The sequence below is a fragment of the Mycobacterium sp. NGS17 genome (assembly GCF_059813205.1).
This window is the reverse complement of record NZ_JCALED010000002.1, coordinates 490,873-508,612: the sequence shown is the minus strand read 5'-3', so window position 1 is coordinate 508,612 and position 17,740 is coordinate 490,873. Positions and strand designations below refer to the sequence as shown.

Genomic DNA, 17,740 nt, shown 5'->3' with positions numbered 1-17,740 from the left:
GAAACGCCCATGACGACGACTGAGCCGAGGACCGAGCCGCTGAAAACGCAGGGCTCGGCCGGCGGGGACGGCGACATGGCCGCTCCGCAGCGCGCCAGGAAAAAGGGGTTTCTGGGGCGTTTCTGGCTGGTGCTCACCATCGCAGCCGTCGTCGCGGTGTCGGGATTCGTCGTATACCGACTGCACGGCGTCTTCGGCGTTCACAAAGGTTCGTTCGGCGGCGGCACCTCGGGTGAGGTTCTCGATGAGTTCAACGCCAAGACGATCACGCTCGAGGTCTGGGGTTCACCGGGCAGCACGGCGACCATCAACTACCTCGACGAAAACTCCCATCCGCAGCAGGCCCTCAACGTGCCCTTGCCCTGGAGCAAAACATTGAGTTCAACGAAGCCCGGCATCCCGGCAAACCTGGTGGCGCAAGGCGACGGCAGTTGGATCGCCTGCCAGTTCGTGGTCAACAAGCACGATGGAAGCGGTGACGTCATCAAGACTCCGAATCGCTCAGATCCCAACCAGACCGTGAACGCCTTCGTCTATTGCCTGGACAAGTCCGCATGAGCCAGCCAAGCGAGGCCGCGCCGCGCGTCGACCAGCCGCTGATCCCGCCGTTCCTGCCGCGCATGATCCACCGGCTGGCACTGCCGATCGTCCTGGTGTGGTTGGGCATCGTCTTCGTCACCAACACCGTGGCGCCTCAGCTGGAGGTGGTCTCCAAAACGCACTCGGTGTCGATGAGTCCGACGGACGCGGCATCCTTCCAGTCGATGATGCGCGTCGGATCGACGTTCAAAGAGTTCAACTCCGACAGCTCGGCGATGGTCCTGCTGGAGGGTGACAAGCCGCTCGGGCCCGAAGCGCACCGCTACTACGACGAGATCGTCAGGCGGCTCGAACAGGACAAGAAGCACGTTCAGCACATCCAGGATTTCTGGAGCGATCCGCTGACCGCCGCGGGATCCCAGAGCCACGACCAAAAGGCCGCGTACGTCCAGGTCTACCTCGCCGGCAACATGGGCGGCGGGTTGTCCTCCGAGTCCAGCGACGCCGTCCGCAAGATCGTCAACTCGGTGCCGGCGCCGCCGGGGATCAAGGCCTACGTCACCGGCGCCGGTCCGCTGTTCGCCGACCAGTCCCACGCGGGCGAAAAGGGCGTCATGGTCGTCACGCTCGTCACCTTCGTCGTGATCATCGTGATGCTGCTGATCGTCTACCGGTCGGTGGCCACCGTTCTGATCATGCTGGCCATGGTGTTCATCGAGCTGGCAGCGGCCCGCGGTGTCGTCGCGACGCTCGGAAACTACGGCATCATGGGGCTTTCCACGTTCGCCAACAACATGCTCGTGCTGATGGCGATCGCCGCCGGCACGGACTACGCGATCTTCGTGGTCGGCCGCTACCACGAGGCCCGCGGTCTGGGTGAGACGCGTGAACAAGCGTTCTACACGATGTTCCACAGCACCGCCCATGTCGTGCTGGGGTCGGGGCTGACCATCGCCGGCGCGATGTACTGCCTGAGCTTTTGCCGGTTGCCCTATTTCTCGTCACTCGGCATACCCTGCGCCGTCGGCATGCTGGTCGCGGTCCTCGCGGCCTTGACCCTGGCGCCGGCGGTCCTGACCGTGGCGTCGTTCTTCAAGCTGATGGACCCGAAGCGCAAGCTGCAGACTCGGGGCTGGCGTCGCATCGGCACCGCGGTCGTCCGCTGGCCCGCACCGGTTCTCGCGGTGACCATCGGAGTCGCATTGGTTGGTCTGCTCGCCCTGCCCGGTTACAAGACGGACTACGACAACCGCCACTTCCTGCCGGCGGACACCCCGGCCAATGTCGGCTATGCCGCCGCGGACCGGCACTTCGACCAGGCGCGGCTCAATCCTGAGCTGTTGATGATCGAGACCGATCACGACCTGCGTAATCCGGCGGACTTCATCGTCCTGGACAAGGTCGCCAAGGCGGTCTTCCATATCCCCGGTATCGGCCGGGTGCAGACCATCACCCGACCGCTGGGCACGCCGCTCGACCACAGCACCCTCGGTTTTCAGATGGGCGCGCAGGCAGCGGGGCGAATCCAGACGCAGCACTATCAGGACGAGCAGGCGGCAAACCTGCTCAAGCAGGCCGACGAGCTGCGCAAGACGATGGCAACGCTGCATGAGCAGATGCAGGTGACCCAGGATCTGAGCAACACGACGCACGAAACCACCAGGCTCACCAAGGAAACCGTGCAGATCACCGAGGCGTTGCGCGACGACATCGCCAACTTCGACGATTTCTTCCGGCCGATCCGCAGCTACTTCTACTGGGAGAAGCACTGTTACGACATCCCGAGCTGCTGGGCGCTTCGGTCGATCTTCAACGCGCTCGACGGCATCGACCAGGTGGCCCAGAACATCGTGAACCTCAGCGCGAACCTCGATAAGTTGGATCAGATCCAGCCCAAGCTGGTGGCGCTGATACCGCCGCAGATCGAGAGCCAGCAACGCAACCTCGACACCATCATGTCGAACTATGCGATCACGCAAGGTCTTAACGAACAAGCCAGAGCGCAGTCCGACAACGCCACCGCCCAGGGCGACGCCTTCGACAAAGCGAAGAACGACGACACGTTCTACCTTCCGCCGGAGGCGTTCAAGAGCCCGGATTTCGCGCGAGGCCTCAAACAGTTCATCTCGCCGGACGGGCACGCGGTCCGGCTGATCATCTCCCACGAAGGCGACCCGGCGACCCCCGAAGGCATCAACCACATCGAACCGATCAAGCAGGCGGTCCACGAGGCGATCAAGGGCACCCCCTGGGAGGGCGCGAAGGTCTACCTCGGCGGCACCGCCGCGACGTACAAGGACATGCACGACGGCTCCAACATCGACCTGATGATCGCCGGAATCGCCGCAGCCACTTTGATTTTCGTCATCATGCTGGTGATCACCCGAAGCGTCGTGGCGGCCTTCGTGATCGTTGGCACGGTGTTGCTGTCGCTGGGCGCCTCATTCGGACTCTCCGTGCTCGTATGGCAGTACATCCTGGGCCTGAAGTTGCACTGGATGGTGCTGGCGATGGCGATCATCCTGCTGTTGGCGGTCGGCTCGGACTACAACTTGCTGCTGATATCGCGGTTCAAGGAGGAAATCCACGCGGGGCTGAAAACGGGGACCATCCGCGCGATGGCGGGTTCGGGCTCGGTGGTGACCTCCGCCGGTCTGGTGTTCGCCGCCACCATGGCCACGTTCATGTTCAGCCCGCTGCTGGTGATGGCCCAGGTGGGTACGACGATCGCGCTGGGGCTATTGTTCGACACCTTGATCGTGCGTTCGTTCATGACACCGTCGCTGGCCACCTTGCTCGGGCGCTGGTTCTGGTGGCCGCAGCACGTGCGTCCACGGCCGGCGAGCACGATGTTGCGACCGTACGGACCGCGTCGCGCCGTGCGCGAGCTGATCCTCGACGACGTCGACGAGCACCCGCGGGGCGGATTGGTGCAGCCGCGCTGAACTTGCGCGGCCCGACCCCCGATGGGGTGACGACTACCTGAAGCGGCTTACGCCCAGTTCCACACCGACATGTCGCCGGGCGCGTATGTATTGCAGATGTCGGTGGCCTTGGCCACGACGCCCTTGTTGTTCCAGAAGATCTTCATGTGGTTGGGCCAGGCCAGCCACAGCGGATCGGCCTGTGGCGCATAGAAGTTCTCGGAGTAGTTCCGACGGTCCGCCGGCGACAACGCGTAGAACCAGTGCGCCTTGTCGATGGTCGCCTGCTGGACGTTCGGGTGGTTGTTGAAGTCGATCATGTAGCGCTGGTAGTACACCGGGCTGGTGTCCCGGGAGGCCGCCAGGATCTGCTCGGCGTCGCACGTGGTGTTGATCATTCGCCGGGGGATCGGGAAGTCCTCCGTGGAGTCGGCTACCGCGGTCGACGGAAAGATCGCAGCGGTAATACCGAGAGCAAGGAACGCAGCGCCTGCACGCAGGCCAGTACTCAGCCGAGACATAGCTATTACGGTAACACCTCTTGGCCCGGCCGGAATAGTTTCCAGCTCACTCTCAGGATTTCGCTAGTGCGTCTCAGTATCAGTCGCCATCAGGGACGATGACGTGACTGGGATCGGGCCGTAGCTCCGGCGGGGCCTGACTGTAATCACCGAACGGGCCGTCGCGGCGCTCGATCGCGGCCCGCACGCCCTCGGACTGGGCGGTGCCGATGAAGGCCAACGCGTCGGGGGTGTTGCGCATCAGGCCGTCGAGAATGCCGCCCAACGTCTGGGTGGACGCCAACCCCATGTTCTCGTAGGCCTGGTTGACGATCAGCTTCTGCGCCTGCAGCTGCGACAAGGGGATCTGCGCCAGCTCGGCCGCGACTTCGGCGACGCGGGCCTCCAGCCGCTCGAACGGGACCGCCTCGTTGATCAGCTCGATCTCGGCGGCCTGCGCCCCGGTCAGCGGCCGGCCGGTCAGCGAGTGCCACTTCGCCCTGGCCAGGCTCAGCCGGTACAGCCACATCCCGGTCAGATAGGCGCCCCACATCCTGCTGTAGGGCGTGCCGATCACGGCGTCCTCGCTGGCGATCACCAGGTCCGCGCAGAGCGCGTAGTCGCTGGCCCCGCCGACGCACCAGCCGTGCACCTGGGCGATCACCGGCTTGGACGCGCGCCAGATGGCCATGAACTTATTCGTCGGCCCGGTCTCGCGGGCGCTGACCATCGCGAAGTCCTTGCCGGGATCCCATTTCCCGTCGGTCATCATGGCCTCGCCCCAGTGCTGGAACCCGCCGCCGAAGTCGTAGCCGCCGGAGAAGGCCCGGCCCGCGCCGCGAAGCACGATGACCTTGATCGCCGGGTCGCGCTCGGCCAGGCCGATAGCGGCCTCGATCTCGTCGGGCATCGGCGGCACGATGGTGTTGAGCTGCTCCGGGCGGTTCAGCGTGATGGTGGCGACCGCGCCGGCCGTCCGATAGAGCAGGGTCTGGAAGTCGCTGGTCGGCATTGCGTCCTTAGGGGTCGGGCTCACGGTTCTCCGGCGAGGACGCATAGATTCGCCCGCCGATCTTCAAATACGGCGTGGTCAGGTAGGCGGAGAAGGCAACGATGCAGGAGAAAACGGCCGCCACCAGAATGGCATTCGGCCACAGCTGGCCGGTCCCGGCCGCAAAGCAGACGATGCCGATGATCGCGGTCGCCCAGTAGAACCGCCGGCCGGCGCGCCGGTCCTTGATGAAGCGGTAGCGGGCCTGGGCCGCCGAGGCCAGGATGCCGATCAATCCCGTCGCCAGCAGGGTGAGCTCGATGCGTTCAATCGCGGCCACGGTGACGATCCTAAGGGCGGGCCCTCAGACGCCGGGCTCGACGACCTGCAGCACCCCCGCGGTGGCGCCCGCGACGACGAGGCGCCCGGTCCGCGAGTCGACCCCCACGCTGTACGGGTTCTGCACCGTCGGGATCCGCCGGATTTCGCGGGGTGCCGGCTGGCTCATGTCGTAGCCGACGACCTCGTTGGTGCCCGAGGAGGCGACCCAGAGCAGGTCACGCGCCGCGTCGTAGGCGATGCCGTAGGGGCCGCCGGGCTGCGTGACGGCGGCGACTTCGCGGGGCGCCGGCAGCGGATCGAACACCCGGATGGTGTCGCCGCGGGTGTCGGTGGCGATCATCCGGCCGCGCCGATCGGCGACCAAGTGGGTGGGCCCCGCGCCGGCCGGGGCCGACCCGACGACGGCCAGCCGCTGCGCGTCGTAGACCGTCAGCGTGTTTCTCCGCGCGTCCAGCATTCCGACGGCAGTTCCCGCGGCGGCGAGACCGGCGGGTTGCACGCTGTCGGTGAAGACCTTCACGACCTTGCCGCCGCGCACGGCGGCCACCGTGCCGCCCAGTTCGTTGCCGACGAAGATGGTGCCGTCGGACGCCGCCGCGGCGTCATGCGGCGACGTGCCGGTGACGATCGACGGCGACACGGCGCCACTCGGTAATTGCACTTCCACCAACGCATTTGCGCTTTCGACCGGCACCAGGACCGGTCCGCCCGGGGCGGCCAACTCGACATGACGTGCCGAACCCGGCAGCGGAATCTGAACGGATACGCCCAACGAGTCGGCATCGAGCAGGACGAGCTGATCGGGATCGTGCGTGGCGAGCGCCACGGTGCGGGTCGCGGCGTCGACGGCGACGCCTTCCGGATGACCGGCAACCGGCACCACCCGGCCCTGTGGTGTCCCGGCCGGCGGCGCGTTGCGCGGCTCAGCCGCAGGCGGCAGCGTCGCGGCCGGCGGCCGGGATCCCTCGGTGGGCACGCCCGCGGGCAGCAGACCGGTGGTGGTTGCGGCCCCGTGGGATTGGGCGTTCTGCTGACCGCAGGCGACCACGACGGTCGTCGCCAGCAGCGCCACGATCCCGCGCAGGTTCATCCGCGCGTCAGCATCTGCCACAGGAACGAGTAGGTCAGCGCCGACTTGAACGCCACCTGCTCGTTGTCCGCCGCGCCGGCGTGCCCGCCCTCGATGTTCTCGTAGTAGAAGACCGGCTGACCGGCGGCCTCGAGCGCCGCGGTCATCTTGCGGGCGTGGCCCGGGTGCACGCGGTCATCGCGGGTGGACGTGGTCATCAGCACCGGCGGGTATTCGCGCGTGGCCGAAATGTTCTGGTAGGGCGAATATTCCGCGATGAACTGCCAGTCGTCGGGGTTGTCGGGGTCGCCGTATTCGGCGACCCATGAGGCGCCGGCCAGCAGCAGGTGGTAGCGCTTCATGTCGAGCAGGGGCACGCTGCACACCAGCGCGCCGAACCTCTCCGGGTACTTGGTCAACATGATGCCCATCAGCAGGCCGCCGTTGCTGCCGCCCTGCGCCCCGAGCTGCTCGACCGTGGTGATGCCGCGCTCCACCAAATCGGTTGCCACGGCGGCGAAGTCCTCGGCCACCTTGTGGCGGCCCTCGCGCATCGCCTGGGTGTGCCAGCCGGGGCCGTACTCGCCGCCGCCACGGATGTTGGCCAGGACATACGTGCCGCCGCGGGCGAGCCACAGCCGGCCCAGGACGCCGCTGTAGCCCGGCGTGTTCGACGATTCGAAGCCGCCATAGCCGTAGAGCAGGGTGGGCGCCGGTCCGTCGGAAGCCTCCGGGCCGCGCACCACGAAATAGGGGATCGACGTGCCGTCCTGCGATGCCACGAAATGCTGTGTCACCGAGATGTTTTCGGCATCGAAGAAGCCCGGGGCGGACTTGATCTGTTCGAGTTTCCCGTCGTCGGTACCCCGCATCAGCCGCGACGGCGAGTCGAATCCGCTGGAGTCCAGGAAGAACTCGTCGCCGGTGTCGTCGGCGGAGACCACGACGGTGTTGGTCGCGGCGGGGATGCCGGCCAATGGCTCGCGCCGCCAGTCCCGCGGCGTGACGATTTCGACGCGGCTCGCCACGTCGGCCAGCGAGACCATCAGCAGCCGGTCCTTCGTCCATGCGTAGTGGTTGAGCGCGGTGTGCTCGTCGGGTTCGAACACGATCTGCAATTGCGCTGTGCCGGCGAGGAATTCCTCGTACTTCGCCGCCAGCAGCGACCCGGCGGTGTAGGTGGCGTCGCCCGATGACCAGTCGCTGCGCAACTCGATCAACAGCCACTCGCGGTGCAGGCTGACGCTGGCGTCGGTGGGCGTGTCGATGCGAACCAGTTCCGAGCCGCGCAGCTCGTAGACCTCTTCGTTCCAGAAGTCCAGCGCCCGGCTGATCAGGGTGCGCTCGAAGCCGGGAACCCGGCTGGTGCTTGCCGCCACGTTGACATCGGAACGCGCGCCCTCGAACACCGTTTCTGCGTCGGCGAGCGGGGTGCCGCGACGCCACCGTTTGACCACCCGCGGATAGCCGGAATCGGTGAGTGAGTCGGCGCCGAAGTCGGTGCCGACCAGCACGGTGTCCGGATCGGCCCAGCTGATCTGCGACTTGGCTTCCGGAAGTTCGAAGCCGCCGTCAACGAATTCCCTTGTGATCATGTCGAATTCACGCACGATGGAGGCATCCGAGCCGCCGGGGGACAGGCTGACCAATGCGCGGGTGTATTCGGGATAGATGACACCGGCGCCGGCCCACACCCATTTCTCGCCGTCGGCCCGGCCCAACTCGTCGACGTCGATCAGCACTTCCCACTCGGGGGAGTCGGTCCGGTAACTGTCGAGCGTCGTGCGCCGCCACAGTCCGCGGGGGTTGGCCGCATCGCGCCAGAAGTTGTAGAGGTAGTCACCCCGGCGGACCACGTAGGGGATGCGGGCGTCAGTGTCGAGCACCTCGAGCGCCTCGGTGCGCATTCGTTCGAAGTTCTCGTCGCGAAAGCGCGCCAGCGTCGGCTCGTTGCGCGCCCGCACCCAATCGAGCGCCTCGTCATCGGTGACGTCCTCGAGCCACAGGTACGGGTCTTGGTTGTCTTCGGGCGCGGCGTGAGCTTGCGGCGTCATGGAAACCATTGTGGCCGCGGCGGTAGTGTGAGGTGAATTACACAGCCGCACGAGGAGTGAGAGCAGATGACTGTTTTCGCACGTCCAGGTTCCGCCGGGGCATTGATGTCGTATGAATCCCGCTACGAGAACTTCATCGGCGGACAGTGGGTCTCGCCCGCGAAGGGTCGCTACTTCGAGAACCCGACTCCGGTCACCGGCCAGACGTTCTGCGAGGTGGCCCGCTCCGATGAGGCCGACATCGACAGGGCGCTCGACGCCGCGCACGCGGCGGCTCCGGCGTGGGGCAAGACGGCGCCGGCCGAGCGGGCGGCGATCCTGAACAAGATCGCCGACCGCATCGACGAGCACACCGCCGCGCTGGCGGTCGCCGAGGTGTGGGACAACGGCAAGCCGATCCGCGAGGCGCTGGCCGCCGACATCCCGTTGGCCGCCGACCACTTCCGTTACTTCGCCGCTGCGTTGCGCGCGCAGGAGGGCTCGCTGAGCCAGATCGACGACGACACCGTGGCCTACCACTTCCACGAACCGCTCGGCGTGGTCGGGCAGATCATCCCGTGGAACTTCCCCATCCTGATGGGCGCCTGGAAGTTGGCGCCCGCACTGGCGGCCGGCAACGCGGTGGTGCTCAAACCCGCGGAGCAGACACCGGTTTCGGTGCTCTACCTGATGTCGTTGATCGGCGACCTGTTGCCGCCCGGGGTGGTCAACGTCGTCAACGGCTTCGGCGCCGAGGCCGGCAAGCCGCTGGCGTCGAGCAACCGGATCGCCAAGATCGCGTTCACCGGCGAGACCACCACCGGGCGTCTGATCATGCAGTACGCCTCGCACAACCTGATCCCGGTCACTCTGGAACTCGGCGGCAAGAGCCCCAACATCTTCTTCTCCGACGTGATGGCCAAGGCCGACGACTATCAGGACAAGGCCCTGGAGGGCTTCACCATGTTCGCCCTCAACCAGGGCGAGGTGTGCACCTGCCCGTCGCGCAGCCTGGTCCAGGCCGACATCTACGACGAGTTCCTCGAGCTGGCCGCGATCCGCACCAAGGCGGTGCGCCAGGGCGATCCGCTGGACAGCGAGACCATGCTGGGTTCCCAGGCGTCCAACGACCAACTGGAAAAAGTGTTGTCCTACATCGAAATCGGCAAGGACGAGGGCGCTAAGGTGATCACCGGCGGCGAACGCGCCGAGCTCGGCGGCGACCTGTCCGGCGGCTTCTACATGCAGCCCACCATCTTCGGCGGCAACAACAAGATGCGCGTCTTCCAGGAGGAGATCTTCGGGCCGGTGGTGACGGTGACGTCGTTCGACGATTACGACGACGCCATCGCGATCGCCAACGACACCCTCTACGGACTGGGCGCGGGAGTGTGGAGCCGCGACGGCAACACCGCCTACCGCGCCGGCCGCGACATTCAGGCCGGCCGGGTGTGGGTCAACTGCTACCACGTGTATCCGCCGCATGCGGCGTTCGGCGGCTACAAGCTGTCCGGCTTCGGGCGCGAGTGCCACAAGATGGCTCTGGAGCACTATCAGCAGACCAAGAACATGCTGGTGTCCTACTCCGACAAGGCGCTCGGGTTCTTCTGATGGTCGCGCGCGCCGGCGACGATGCAGAGCGCAGCGATGAGGTGGGGGTACCTCCCGCTCGCGGGGGAGAGCGGCGCCATGATGTCGCTGGGGTGGTCATCACCGCCCCGGCCGCCGAGGTGCTGACGCGGGTGCAGGCCACCCACGGTCCGGTGATGTTCCACCAGTCCGGCGGCTGCTGCGACGGCTCGTCGCCCATGTGTTACCCGCTCGGCGACTTCCTCGTCGGTGACCGCGACGTCTTGCTCGGCGTGCTCGACGTCGGGACCGACGGCGTGCCGGTGTGGATTTCGGGGCCGCAGTACGCAGCCCACTATCGCGACAAGCACACCCAATTGGTCATCGACGTGGTGCCCGGCCGCGGCGGCGGGTTCAGCCTGGAAGCGCCCGACGGGGTGCGGTTTTTGTCCCGCGGCCGCGTCTTCACCGAACAGGAGCGGGCGTCGCTGGCCGCCGCGGCGGTGATCACCGGCGCCGATTACGAACGCGGCGAACGGCCCGCAACGCGGGGTCCGGTGGTGGCCGACGCGGCCTCGGCGACCTGCCCGGTCTCCGCAGTACAGTCGAGAAAGTGATCCCGCTTCCGCGTCCCTGGTTGTTGGCCAGCGCCATGCTGATCGGCAGTGCGGTCGGACTTTTGGCGGGTGTCGCGTGCACCGTGGCGATCCACGCCAGCGTCCGCCCGGGCATCGCCATCGCGTCGGTGGTCGGCGTCCTCAGCGTGGTCGGGCTGACCACGATCCTATTTTCCGGACGCCGCTGGGTCACGATGCTGGGCGCTTTTCTCGTGTCGGTCGCGCCGGGCTGGTTCGGCGTCCTGGTCGCGCTGCGGGTGACCGCCGGTGGCTGACGACAAGGACGTCTCGAGCCCCGGCACGGAGGCGTTCGTGCCGGACTTCTCCGACGACGATGACGACTCCGAGCACACCGGCACCCAGTCGTGGGTGCCCGATTTCGATGACGACGACGGCGACGAGGACACCGGCGAGCCTGCTGCGGAAACCGAGCCCGAACCGGCGGAGCCCGAATCGGAGCCGGGGCCGGCCGAGCCCGTCGGGCCGGTGCAACCGGTCAACGTTCCCGGCCGGTATCTCTACCTCAAGTGGTGGAAGCTGGCCCTGGTGCTGCTCGGCGTGTGGGCCGCGGCGGCCGTGCTCGGGCTGGGGCTGTTCTATTGGTGGTATCACTCGGCGCACAAGGCGCCCGCGCTGTTCGTGGTCCTGGTCTACGTCGTGGTCTGCATCGTCTGCGGTGTGATGCTGGCGATGACCGAGGGCAGGCCGCTGATCTCGGCGCTCTCGGTGGCGATGATGTCCGCGCCGTTCGCCGCGTTGGTGGCGTCGGCGCCCCTGTACGGCTATTACCACTGCGAGCGGGTGGGGCACTGCCTCGTCGGGCTCATTCCGTATTGACGCCTCGCCCGGGCGGCCACCAGGGGCCGTGGCCAACTAGGGTGGGCTCGTGCCTTCTCACTATGACGTCGTCGTCCTCGGGGCCGGTCCCGGCGGATATGTCGCAGCCATCCGCGCCGCACAGCTGGGCCTGTCCACCGCGGTCGTCGAACCGAAGTACTGGGGTGGGGTGTGCCTGAACGTCGGATGCATCCCGTCCAAGGCGCTGCTGCGCAACGCCGAACTCGCACACATCTTCACCAAAGAGGCCAAGACGTTCGGCATCAGCGGCGAGGCGACCTTCGACTACGGCGGCGCGTTCGACCGCAGCCGCAAAGTGGCCGAGGGCCGCGTCGCCGGCGTGCACTTCCTGATGAAGAAGAACAAGATCACCGAAATCCATGGCTACGGCCGCTTTACCGACGCCAACACGATCTCGGTCGAATTGACGGAGGAGGGCGGCGCTGGAAATTCAGTAACCGTCACCTTCGACAACGCCATCATCGCCACGGGCAGCAGCACCCGCCTGGTTCCCGGCACGTCGCTGTCGGCCAACGTGGTCACCTACGAAGAGCAGATCCTGTCCCGCGAGTTGCCGGAGTCGATCGTCATCGCCGGCGCGGGTGCCATCGGCATGGAGTTCGGCTATGTGCTGAAGAACTACGGCGTGGACGTGACCATCGTGGAGTTCCTGCCGCGCGCCCTGCCCAACGAGGATGCCGACGTCTCCAAGGAGATCGAAAAGCAGTTCAAGAAGCTGGGCGTCAAAATCCTCACCGGAACGAAAGTCGAGTCCATCTCCGACAACGGCTCGGAGGTGACCGTCGCCGTCAGCAAGGACGGCAACGCACAGGAACTCAAGGCCGCGAAGGTGTTGCAGGCCATCGGTTTTGCGCCCAACGTCGAGGGTTTCGGCCTGGAGGCGGCCGGCGTCGCGCTGACCGACCGCAGGGCCATCGGAATCACCGACTACATGCGCACCAACATCGAGCACATCTACGCCATCGGTGATGTCACCGGGAAGCTGCAGCTGGCCCACGTCGCCGAGGCCCAGGGCGTGGTGGCCGCCGAAACCATCGCCGGCGCAGAGACTTTGGCGCTCGGTGATTACCGGATGATGCCGCGCGCGACGTTCTGCCAGCCCAACGTCGCCAGCTTCGGGCTCACCGAGGAGCAGGCCCGCGACGAAGGTCACGACGTGGTGGTGGCGAAGTTCCCGTTCACCGCGAACGGCAAGGCCCACGGTGTCGGCGACCCCAGCGGTTTCGTCAAGCTGGTGGCCGACGCGAAATACGGTGAGCTGCTGGGCGGACACCTGGTCGGACACGATGTGTCAGAACTCCTTCCGGAGCTGACGCTGGCCCAGAAATGGGATCTGACCGCGACCGAGCTGGCCCGCAACGTGCACACCCACCCGACCATGTCCGAGGCGCTGCAGGAATGCTTCCACGGCCTGACCGGACACATGATCAACTTCTGAGCGGGCAATGATTCGCACCGTCACCCCTCAGGCCATCGTGGCGGCCATCGGTGGCCTGTTGACCGGCTATGTCCTTTGGCTGCTGGCCATTTCGAGCGGCGACAACGCGACGGCCGGGCAGTGGGGACCGCTGGTGTTGCTGGCCTCGGTGGTGCTGGGGATCTGCGCCGCGGTGTGGGGCCTGCGCCAGCGCCGGCGCGACAAGCAGCCATGGGCGGCGTTCGCCTTTGCGCTGCCGGTACTTCCGGTGATCTTGACGCTGGCCATCCTGGCCGACGTCTACCTATAGCGGATGGTCCAGCGGAATCTCGAGTGCCGACATGGTCGCGGCAAGCCCGTCGTATTGGCTTGCCAGTAAACAGAATTCGATCAGCTGTCGCCGATCCAGGTGAGTCGCCAGCTGCTGCCAGGTGTCGGGCGTGACGGTCCGGTCCTTGACGAACTCGTCCGTCGCCGCCAGCAGCGCCTGCTGGCGCACGGTCAGGCGCGCATCGACCGGCTCCAGCCTTTCGGGCCAGGCGAAGATGGCGGCCTGCAGGTCCGCGTCCAATCCGGCCGCCCGCGCCATCCGCCGATGGTGCTGCAGTTCGTATTCGCACGCGCGCAGATGCGCGACCCGCAGGATCACCAACTCGGTGTCGACGGTCGGAAGCTTCCCGCGCAACAGCCGACCCCCATACGCCAGCCACGTCCAAAACAGCAACCGGCGCTGACCCAGGGTGGTGAACAGGTGCATCTCCGGGGCGGCGACGGTGCGCGCGCCCAGCTTGGCGATCACCCAATTGATCGGTCCCAGTTCGCGAAACCCCCCCGGCGGAATGCGGCCGGCCGGATGGCCGCTCACGGCTGGGTCACCAGGTAGGGAGACACCGTGCTGCGGTGCTCGTCGAGATCGAGTGCGCGTCCGAGCGCCGGGAAGGCGCGCTGTGGGCAATTGTCGCGTTCGCAGACCCGGCAGCCCGCGCCGATCGGTGTGGCCACTGTTCCTGGTTCCCCCGAGACGTCGAGTCCCTCCGAGTAGACGAGCCGGTGAGCGTGCCGAAGCTCGCAGCCCAACCCGATCGCGAAGGTCTTACCCGGCTGACCATACCGGGCCGCGCGGCGCTCCACGGTGCGGGCCACCCACATGTAGTTGCGCCCATCGGGCATCTGGGCGATCTGCACCAGGATCTTGCCCGGATTGGCGAACGTCTCGTAGACGTTCCACAGCGGGCAGGTGCCACCGCTGGAGGAGAAGTGAAAGCCTGTGGCGGACTGGCGCTTTGACATGTTCCCGGCCCGATCGACCCGGACGAAGGAGAACGGCACGCCGCGCATCGACGGGCGCTGCAGCGTCGAAAGCCGGTGCGCGATGGTCTCGTAGCTGATCGAGTAGAACGACGACAACCGCTCGACGTCGTAGCGGAAATTCTCTGCGACGTCGTGAAATTGACGGTAGGGGAGCACGGTGGCCGCGGCGAAATAGTTGGCCAACCCCAGCCGCGCCAGTGTGTGTGACTCGTCGCTGGTGAACTTGCCCTCCTCGACCAGGGTGTCGATGAGATCGCCGAACTCGAGATAGGCCAACTCGGCAGCCATCTTGAAAACCTGCTGGCCCAACGACAAATGGTTGCTGAACTCCAGCGTTTTGGTCTTGGGGTCGAAGCGGTGCAGCACGGTGTCGCCCAGGTCGATCCGGCGGTTGATGTGCACCCCGTGCACCTCGGTGAGCCGGCGGGTCAGCTCGCGCGCCAGATCGCCGTGATGCAGCCGCATTTTGCTGGTCAGGTCCTCGGCGGCGGTGTCCAGCTCATGCAGGTAGTTCTGGCGTTGGTAGAAGTAGTCACGCACTTCTTCGTGCGGCATGGTGATCGACCCGCTGCCACTGCCGTCGGAGTACCGCTCCTCAGTGGCGGCGGCAAGCTGCGCCGTGGTGATCCGGTAGCGCCGGTGCAGATTGACCACGGCGCGGGCCAGCCCCGGATGCGCGCTGACCATCTCGGCGACCTCGGTCGGGTCGACGTCGATGTCCAGATCGCGGTCCATGGTGACCTCGCGGAGCTCGGCCACCAGTCGGGTGTCGTCCTGCGAGGCGAAGAAGGTCGCGTCCACCCCGAACACCTTGGTGATGCGCAGCAGCACGGCCACCGTCAGCGGGCGAACGTCGTGCTCGATCTGATTGAGGTAGCTCGGCGAGATCTCCAGTGTCTGAGCCAGCGCGGCCTGGGAGAACCCGCGTTCGTTGCGGAGCTGGCGAACGCGTGAGCCGACGAACGTCTTGGACACGCCTCCGAGGCTACCGGCCGTGCGAAGATTGCATTCGCAGACTTGGCATCGGGTACGGTCTCGTCGGGGATTAGTATTCGGTGCACCTCGTTGGCATGATTCGTCCAGGTCTTTTGTCTTAGCCTGGGGCGACCACGAGGAGGAACGGGGAGCGGCGGCGTGAGCCTGGACAAACAAATGATGCCGGTGCCCGACGGTCACCCTGACGTTTTCGATCGCCAGTGGCCATTGCGGGTCGGCGACATCGACCGCACGGGCCGGTTGCGGCTGGACGCTGCCGCCCGCCACATCCAGGACATCGGCCAGGACCAGCTGCGGGAGATGGGTTTCGAGGAGACCCATCCCCTGTGGATCGTCCGGCGCACCATGGTTGACCTGGTCCGCCCGATCGAGTTCAACGACATGCTGCGCATGCGCAGATGGTGCTCGGGCACCTCGAACCGGTGGTGCGAGATGCGGGTGCGCATCGATGGCCGCAAGGGCGGGCTGATCGAGTCCGAGGCGTTCTGGATCAGCATCAACCGGGAAACCCAGATGCCCTCGCGCATCGCCGACGACTTCCTGGCGGGCCTGCACAAGACGACCTCCGTCGACCGGCTGCGGTGGAAGTCCTACCTCAAGCCGGGTAGCCGCGACGACGCGACCGAGATCCACGAGTTCCCCGTCCGGGTCACCGACATCGATTTGTTCGACCACATGAACAACTCTGTGTACTGGAGCGTCATCGAGGACTACCTGGCGTCGCACCCGGAGCTGCTGCGGGTGCCGCTGCGCGTCACCATCGAACACGAGGCGCCGGTGGCGTTGGGCGACAAATTGGAGATCATCTCGCACGTGCACCCGGCCGGATCGACCGAACAATTCGGTCCCGGGCTGGCCGATCGCGCTGTTACAACGCTCACATATGCCGTCGGCGACGAGACGAAAGCCGTCGCTTCGATCTTTGCTCGGTAACAGGACAAGCGTCCGGTTAAATTGCGGCCTGACCTGCGGTGATAGGGTTACTGACGGGTAGCTTCTGAAACGGTTAAGTTAGTTAGCAAGTTAGCAAACTTCGCAAATTCCGGCGCTCCCGTTACTTAAATTGGCAACTGAAACGGGTAGACCGGCCTGCATGAGCTGTGCCATCTTCGAGTTAGCACACCAGCGAAGTTGAGCCTCTAGCTACCGCCGGTGCGGCGTCCAGCACTCGTAGTGAAGACCGTGAAGGAGCATGCCCAATGTCTGTCGTTGGCACCCCCAAGAGCGCCGAACAGATCCAGAAAGACTGGGACACCAACCCGCGTTGGAAGGATGTCACCCGGACCTACACGGCCAAGGACGTCGTCGCCCTGCAGGGCACCGTGGTCGAGGAGGCCACCCTGGCCCGCCGCGGCGCCGAGGTGCTGTGGGAGCAGCTCCACGACCTGGAGTACATCAACGCGCTGGGCGCCCTGACCGGCAACATGGCCGTGCAGCAGGTGCGCGCCGGCCTGAAGGCCATCTACCTGTCCGGCTGGCAGGTCGCCGGCGACGCCAACCTGTCCGGCCACACCTACCCCGATCAGAGCCTGTACCCGGCCAACTCGGTGCCGCAGGTGGTGCGCCGGATCAACAACGCGCTGCTGCGTGCCGACGAGATCGCCGCGGTCGAGGGTGACACCTCGGTCGAGAACTGGCTGGCCCCGATCGTCGCCGACGGTGAGGCCGGTTTCGGTGGAGCGCTCAACGTCTACGAGCTGCAGAAGGCCATGATCGCCGCCGGTGTGGCGGGATCGCACTGGGAGGACCAGCTGGCTTCGGAGAAGAAGTGTGGTCACCTGGGCGGCAAGGTGCTGATCCCGACCCAGCAGCACATCCGGACCCTGACCTCGGCCCGCCTGGCTGCCGACGTGTGCGACGTGCCGACCGTCGTCATCGCCCGCACCGACGCCGAGGCCGCGACGCTGATCACCTCCGACGTCGACGAGCGCGACCAGCCCTTCATCACCGGTGAGCGCACCAAGGAGGGCTTCTACCGGGTTCGCAACGGGTTGGAGCCCTGCATCGCCCGGGCCAAGGCCTACGCGCCGTTCTCCGACCTGATCTGGATGGAGACCGGAACTCCGGATCTCGAGCTCGCCGCCAAGTTCGCCGAGGGCGTCAAGAGCGAGTTCCCCGACCAGATGCTGGCCTACAACTGCTCGCCGTCGTTCAACTGGAAGAAGCACCTTGACGACTCCACCATCGCGAAGTTCCAAAAGGAGCTCGCGGCAATGGGATTCAAGTTCCAGTTCATCACGCTGGCCGGCTTCCACGCCCTGAACTACTCGATGTTCGATCTGGCCTACGGCTACGCCCGCAACCAGATGAGCGCTTACGTCGAGTTGCAGGAGCGCGAGTTCGCCGCCGAGGAGCGCGGCTACACCGCCACCAAGCACCAGCGAGAGGTGGGCGCCGGTTACTTCGACCGCATCGCCACCACGGTGGACCCGACCTCGTCGACCACCGCGCTGACCGGCTCCACCGAAGAGGGCCAGTTTCACTGACACTCCGCCGTGCGTCGAGCGTGAAACTGTGGCGATTTTTCGGCCGATTTTTCGCCCTGACTTCACGTTCGGCGCACCCGGGACAAG

17 protein-coding genes are annotated in these 17,740 nt (G+C 66.1%); 10 read left to right on the top strand and 7 right to left on the bottom strand.

Annotated features, from left to right (window positions below; genetic code table 11):
* Window positions 1-9 precede the first annotated feature (9 nt).
* On the top strand, window positions 10-558 hold the full coding sequence (locus tag AC5Y7E_RS06570) for an MmpS family transport accessory protein (protein WP_499948055.1): 549 nt from the start codon (window positions 10-12) through the stop codon (window positions 556-558).
* Window positions 555-3,485: an MMPL/RND family transporter gene (locus tag AC5Y7E_RS06565; protein WP_499948053.1), complete on the top strand. Its 2,931-nt coding sequence runs from the start codon at window positions 555-557 to the stop codon at window positions 3,483-3,485. The genes AC5Y7E_RS06570 and AC5Y7E_RS06565 overlap by 4 nt, the downstream gene beginning before the upstream one ends.
* A 47-nt stretch (window positions 3,486-3,532) precedes the next feature.
* Here the strand turns inward: AC5Y7E_RS06565 and AC5Y7E_RS06560 are convergent, their stop codons facing one another.
* The 5 genes from AC5Y7E_RS06560 to AC5Y7E_RS06540 form a co-directional block, all read right to left on the bottom strand.
* Complete coding sequence (locus AC5Y7E_RS06560) at window positions 3,533-3,985, bottom strand: DUF5078 domain-containing protein (protein ID WP_499917991.1); 453 nt, start codon at window positions 3,983-3,985, stop codon at window positions 3,533-3,535.
* A 79-nt stretch (window positions 3,986-4,064) separates the two neighbouring features.
* Window positions 4,065-4,976, bottom strand: coding sequence for a crotonase/enoyl-CoA hydratase family protein (locus AC5Y7E_RS06555; protein WP_499948051.1), 912 nt, complete (start codon window positions 4,974-4,976; stop codon window positions 4,065-4,067).
* 7 nt (window positions 4,977-4,983) lie between these two features.
* Complete coding sequence (locus AC5Y7E_RS06550; RefSeq protein WP_499917993.1) at window positions 4,984-5,295, bottom strand: hypothetical protein; 312 nt, start codon at window positions 5,293-5,295, stop codon at window positions 4,984-4,986.
* Between the two features lie 24 nt (window positions 5,296-5,319).
* On the bottom strand, window positions 5,320-6,408 hold the full coding sequence (locus AC5Y7E_RS06545; RefSeq protein WP_499948050.1) for a YncE family protein: 1,089 nt from the start codon (window positions 6,406-6,408) through the stop codon (window positions 5,320-5,322).
* Complete coding sequence (locus AC5Y7E_RS06540) at window positions 6,384-8,420, bottom strand: prolyl oligopeptidase family serine peptidase (RefSeq protein ID WP_499948048.1); 2,037 nt, start codon at window positions 8,418-8,420, stop codon at window positions 6,384-6,386. Before AC5Y7E_RS06540 ends, AC5Y7E_RS06545 begins: the two co-directional genes overlap by 25 nt.
* 66 nt (window positions 8,421-8,486) lie before the next feature.
* Here AC5Y7E_RS06540 and exaC point away from each other — a divergent pair, with 66 nt between their 5' ends.
* The 6 genes from exaC to AC5Y7E_RS06510 all read left to right on the top strand — a co-directional run bounded on the left by exaC (window position 8,487) and on the right by AC5Y7E_RS06510 (window position 13,170).
* A complete protein-coding gene (exaC, locus tag AC5Y7E_RS06535) occupies window positions 8,487-10,010 on the top strand; it encodes an acetaldehyde dehydrogenase ExaC (RefSeq protein ID WP_499948047.1) in 1,524 nt (507 codons plus the stop codon).
* 92 nt (window positions 10,011-10,102) lie between these two features.
* On the top strand, window positions 10,103-10,585 hold the full coding sequence (locus tag AC5Y7E_RS06530) for a DUF779 domain-containing protein (protein ID WP_499918247.1): 483 nt from the start codon (window positions 10,103-10,105) through the stop codon (window positions 10,583-10,585).
* Window positions 10,582-10,860: a putative holin gene (locus tag AC5Y7E_RS06525; RefSeq protein ID WP_499917997.1), complete on the top strand. Its 279-nt coding sequence runs from the start codon at window positions 10,582-10,584 to the stop codon at window positions 10,858-10,860. The genes AC5Y7E_RS06530 and AC5Y7E_RS06525 overlap by 4 nt, the downstream gene beginning before the upstream one ends.
* Window positions 10,853-11,422, top strand: coding sequence for a hypothetical protein (locus tag AC5Y7E_RS06520; RefSeq protein WP_499948045.1), 570 nt, complete (start codon window positions 10,853-10,855; stop codon window positions 11,420-11,422). Before AC5Y7E_RS06525 ends, AC5Y7E_RS06520 begins: the two co-directional genes overlap by 8 nt.
* 49 nt (window positions 11,423-11,471) lie before the next feature.
* Window positions 11,472-12,881 carry a dihydrolipoyl dehydrogenase gene (lpdA, locus tag AC5Y7E_RS06515; RefSeq protein WP_499917999.1) on the top strand — a complete coding sequence of 470 codons (1,410 nt, stop codon included), beginning with the start codon at window positions 11,472-11,474 and terminating at the stop codon, window positions 12,879-12,881.
* Window positions 12,882-12,888: 7 nt separating this feature from the next.
* Window positions 12,889-13,170: a hypothetical protein gene (locus AC5Y7E_RS06510; RefSeq protein ID WP_499918000.1), complete on the top strand. Its 282-nt coding sequence runs from the start codon at window positions 12,889-12,891 to the stop codon at window positions 13,168-13,170.
* Here AC5Y7E_RS06510 and AC5Y7E_RS06505 read toward each other — a convergent pair.
* Both AC5Y7E_RS06505 and ramB read right to left on the bottom strand, forming a co-directional pair.
* Complete coding sequence (locus tag AC5Y7E_RS06505) at window positions 13,165-13,725, bottom strand: carboxymuconolactone decarboxylase family protein (RefSeq protein ID WP_499948043.1); 561 nt, start codon at window positions 13,723-13,725, stop codon at window positions 13,165-13,167. The genes AC5Y7E_RS06510 and AC5Y7E_RS06505 overlap by 6 nt on opposite strands.
* Window positions 13,722-15,146 (bottom strand): acetate metabolism transcriptional regulator RamB, encoded by a 1,425-nt coding sequence (gene ramB, locus AC5Y7E_RS06500; RefSeq protein WP_499918003.1) that lies wholly within the window; start codon window positions 15,144-15,146, stop codon window positions 13,722-13,724. The genes AC5Y7E_RS06505 and ramB overlap by 4 nt, the downstream gene beginning before the upstream one ends.
* A gap of 159 nt (window positions 15,147-15,305) precedes the next feature.
* Here ramB and AC5Y7E_RS06495 point away from each other — a divergent pair, with 159 nt between their 5' ends.
* Window positions 15,306-16,100, top strand: coding sequence for an acyl-ACP thioesterase domain-containing protein (locus tag AC5Y7E_RS06495; protein ID WP_499918004.1), 795 nt, complete (start codon window positions 15,306-15,308; stop codon window positions 16,098-16,100).
* A gap of 266 nt (window positions 16,101-16,366) precedes the next feature.
* Window positions 16,367-17,653, top strand: a complete 1,287-nt coding sequence (gene aceA, locus AC5Y7E_RS06490; protein ID WP_499918005.1) for an isocitrate lyase — start codon at window positions 16,367-16,369, stop codon at window positions 17,651-17,653.
* The last annotated feature ends 87 nt before the right edge of the window (window positions 17,654-17,740 follow it).